Here is a 3,792-nt window from a genome sequence, read left to right as displayed (position 1 = left end):
GAAACAATTCAAAAAAGATATTATTACCGTAGCTGTTGGCTACTATTTAAGATATAACTTGAGTTATCGGGAAGTGTCTGAAATCATGAGTGATCGTGGAATCGCTGTTTGCCATACGACTATTTATCGCTGGGTACAAGAGTACAGTCGAATTATCTACTGCTTATGGAAGAAAAGAAATAAATCGGTTAATGATTCTTGGAGAATGGATGAAACGTATATAAAAGTGAAAGGAAAGTGGCATTATCTGTATCGTGCTATTGACTCGTCGAGTTTAACGCTAGACATTTGGTTACGAAAAAGTCGTGATAAACAGGCAGCTTATGCTTTTTTCAAACGGTTAATCAAACAATTTGGAGAGCCCAGAGTTCTTGTAACGGATAAAGCCCCTTCGTTAAGCAGTGCATTTAATCGACTAAAATCTGAAGGGCAATTTATTGATACTATACACCGAACTAGTAAATATTTAAACAATATTATTGAGCAAGATCATCGTCATGTAAAGAAAAGAAACAAATCTTATCAGTCCATAAGGACTGCTTCTTCAACAATTAAAGGGATTGAAACTATACATGCCCTATATAAAACTAGCCAAAGAGGCGGAAATCTCTTTGGCTTTTCAGTGATTTTTGAAATCAATCAATTACTAGGAATGACTGCATAGGAATTAGACAAAATATGAGACGTCCTTTGTACTTTTAAAGTTTGCAACAGAACCATAAAAAGGATTTCTTTATCATATTTTTTTATTCTCCATTTTTTTACACTGATAGTACCATATTTTAACTAGGTATAATCTTACATTAAGTTAACTCTGACAACCTTTAAATAAAATAGATATATTTACCCTAGATTAAGCTAAAGACTCTCAGAAATAATTCTGAGAGTCTTATTCTTCGTATAAGAATGATTATGTCTACCTAGCAGTTAAATAACTATGGTAATAATTATTTCAAATATTTATTAATAGAAATTGATACGGATACGACAAGTACAAAAATCTAAGTTCATTATTTAGAAACAGTTTGGTGAAAATTATATAAATAATCTAAAGTAATCATTTGTTGATTACACTTATTACTGTCTTTACAAATATAATTCCCTTTTTTAGTATACGTTCCATCACCAGAAACTTTTGTTGTACACATAAACATAGAAACGTTATCAATTTGATGACAAATAGAGCATACATTTTTTATAACTTGTGTAGACATTACCCCATAGAAACCCAATAATTTATCGTCTTTATAAAAATTAATATATCTCCTTTGAGAACTAATATCATCCCAAGATAAATAGTTAATTTCTTTTAAATCATAATGTTCCATAATAGGAAATTTCAATCTTTTAACTTTTTTAAAAGATTTTTCAATTTGCTTATTACTAGATTCTTTATAAGGTATGACTTCTTTTTTAATCGTGTCAAAAACTTTAACAGCTTTTGCATTAGTTAAGGTCACATTAAGATAACTGTCTTTAATTTTTTCATGTAATTCATCGCCCAAAATAGGTAAGATATTGAAAGTAGTCATTTCCTGTGAAGTCTTAATAATTTGTTTATCACTAACTGTTTTATAAATATCAATTAATTTAGTTATTTGTTGTTTAATATAGTTATATTCATATGGTTGTATCATTTTTTTTCCTTCTCTCTTTAAGTATAAGATACCTTGAAGAAAGATAATTTTATTCAAAGTATCATTAAATGAATGAAACTTTGAATGTAATTAAAGATGATATTATCATCTCAATCACCTCCTAGTGAATGAGAACATTATATATTCTTTTAAAAAAATCGTAAAGTATTCAGCTATTTTCATTATTATTTATATTAGAATAATGACATTCATATTAATTACTTTTAACTTTGGATAATTTTATTTATGTTAATTCCTTAATTTAAGGATAATCGTGAACTGGGAATACTGGTAAACTAACGATTATCAAGAGAGTGCTTACTAGTTCATTAATACCTATTTTTATTTTTGTAATAATGAACTTATTCCAGTATGATAATAAGAAGTAGAGCTAAACTCATCTACACAAATATCCATAGGTAAGAAGTTAACATTCGGTTGCTGACTATTGGTAAATGATAGTAACACACGTTTAACTGTATTTTCAGAGACTCTATGGAATTCTGCGATCGATTTACGTGATCTATTCTCTTTTAAGTCAAAAGCAATTTGGTAATTAAATTGTTTAGAAATGTGATAATAGTCATCTACTCGAGAAGTAAAAGCACTGGAAGTTGATCCACAGTTTATACAAAGGTAACGTTCTTTGTGAAGTGTCAGATAAGTTGGACGACATTCAACTTCAGGCAATTGACTAATGATTTAATATGTTCCGTTTTTAACGGATTAATAAATTCCACATTTCTTGCATTGCTTATCTTTATTCACTAATCGACCTGTAATCATTTTAAATGATCGGTTGTTTCTCGCTTCACGAGACAACCAATTCTCATTCAAAATAAGAGAATCATCTGTTGAATTGAGTAATTTTCTTGTATTATTATCTATAGGGGCATTCTCCTTTGTAATGTTAGTTATAGACGACTTAATTTTACCAATAAGAATGCCCCTTTTTATATGCCTCAAATAAAAAATCGCATTGATAGAATTTAATCTATCAATACGATTTAGTTTATAGTTACAATAGACAGAACCAAACAACTAATTAAATCAGCATAGGGCATTAATCAAAATAGGGATACTTCTGTTTATTTGTTAAATATTGCTTTGTACTTCCATACAGTATAAAGCAATATTATAACTATAAAAAGACAAATAATTAAAGCACCTAGCTTAAAAAATGGCATGTGATATGTCTGACTTTCATTGTATTTAGCATTACTCATATATATATCATTTTTAGCTATATTAAAATCTTTTACATACGATAAAACATCACTGTCGAAATGAATCTTAATATCCATGCTATAATCCCCTGGCTTTAATATTTGATGATCCAAAATAAAAGGATACTCAAATACTGAATAAGGTGCTAAATCAATATTAGATTTTTCTTGTTCTATAATAACTTTATTAGAATTTTTTTTTCTAATCTTACTATTAATAGTAACATTTTTTATAAGTTTTGGACTAATATTTTGAATATTAGTAAAAATTGCTAATTGATTTTGATATAATCCTGATCTGATATCATTAATTGTAATTTGTGTAGGAATACTTTTAAAGTTTTGCCTGATTAGAACACCTTGATTTATTTGAAATTCATTACTAAATGTATTTTTATTACTTTTTTTCTCTTGTTCTATACTTGAATTGATTATAAAGCTACCAAGTATTTCTCCATCAAATTTTGATTCAGGTATAGTTAATTTCATAGAAACAATTTTAGTTTCTAATGGACGAAATGTGATTTCTTTAGTTGGCTCTACAAGAGAAGTAAAGGAAATGTTAGATGGACTATCCAATTTATCGTCATTATTGCTTAATGGAACATAATTAATCAATCCATTTTCATTTGTTTGAGCATTAGCTGGAGTAATCTTAATTTTATTTGTTTTATCACTCATATTAGTTATTCTCATTTTTAAATCTTGTGTTGTTGAAGGTTGTACTAGTAAGTCATAATAGATAGCTTCTTTATTTATTTGATTATCCGGCATAATCATAGACATAGAAAAATTCATACCATTACTCGCAATAACTTTTACAGAAAATATACACGAGAGAATATTACCTACAATAATCATATTTACCATCAACCATAATAGTTTTATTTTCTTTTTCAAGATATATTGGCTCCTTATAAGATAATATA

Annotated in this window: 4 protein-coding genes; 1 reads left to right on the top strand and 3 read right to left on the bottom strand. The window is 27.6% G+C overall.

Annotated features, from left to right (window positions below; all coding sequences use genetic code 11):
• The coding region (locus DW196_RS10915; protein WP_118251281.1) for an IS6 family transposase at nt 1–664 on the top strand (664 nt) is incomplete at its 5' end.
• Between the two features lie 346 nt (nt 665–1,010).
• Here the strand turns inward: DW196_RS10915 and DW196_RS10910 are convergent.
• From DW196_RS10910 to DW196_RS10900, 3 genes are all read right to left on the bottom strand, one after another.
• Entirely contained in the window at nt 1,011–1,637 is a 627-nt protein-coding gene (locus DW196_RS10910; protein WP_118251280.1) for a FusB/FusC family EF-G-binding protein, read from the bottom strand.
• A gap of 342 nt (nt 1,638–1,979) precedes the next feature.
• The gene (locus tag DW196_RS10905; protein ID WP_158563577.1) at nt 1,980–2,327 is read right to left on the bottom strand and encodes a helix-turn-helix domain-containing protein; all 348 of its coding nucleotides are present in this window, start codon (nt 2,325–2,327) and stop codon (nt 1,980–1,982) included.
• Nucleotides 2,328–2,725: 398 nt separating this feature from the next.
• Complete coding sequence (locus tag DW196_RS10900) at nt 2,726–3,763, bottom strand: DUF916 and DUF3324 domain-containing protein (protein ID WP_147408692.1); 1,038 nt, start codon at nt 3,761–3,763, stop codon at nt 2,726–2,728.
• Between the last annotated feature and the right edge of the window lie 29 nt (nt 3,764–3,792).

Source organism: Vagococcus sp. AM17-17, assembly GCF_003471765.1.
Taxonomy (GTDB): domain Bacteria; phylum Bacillota; class Bacilli; order Lactobacillales; family Vagococcaceae; genus Vagococcus; species Vagococcus teuberi.
The sequence above is the reverse complement of the archived record's forward strand: the minus strand, read 5'-3'. Positions and strand labels throughout refer to the sequence as shown.

What these genes read in the sequence shown, in the direction of transcription:
- DW196_RS10910 (WP_118251280.1), bottom strand. Translation starts at nt 1,637, where the DNA reads ATGATACAACCATATGAATATAACTATATTAAACAACAAATAACTAAA.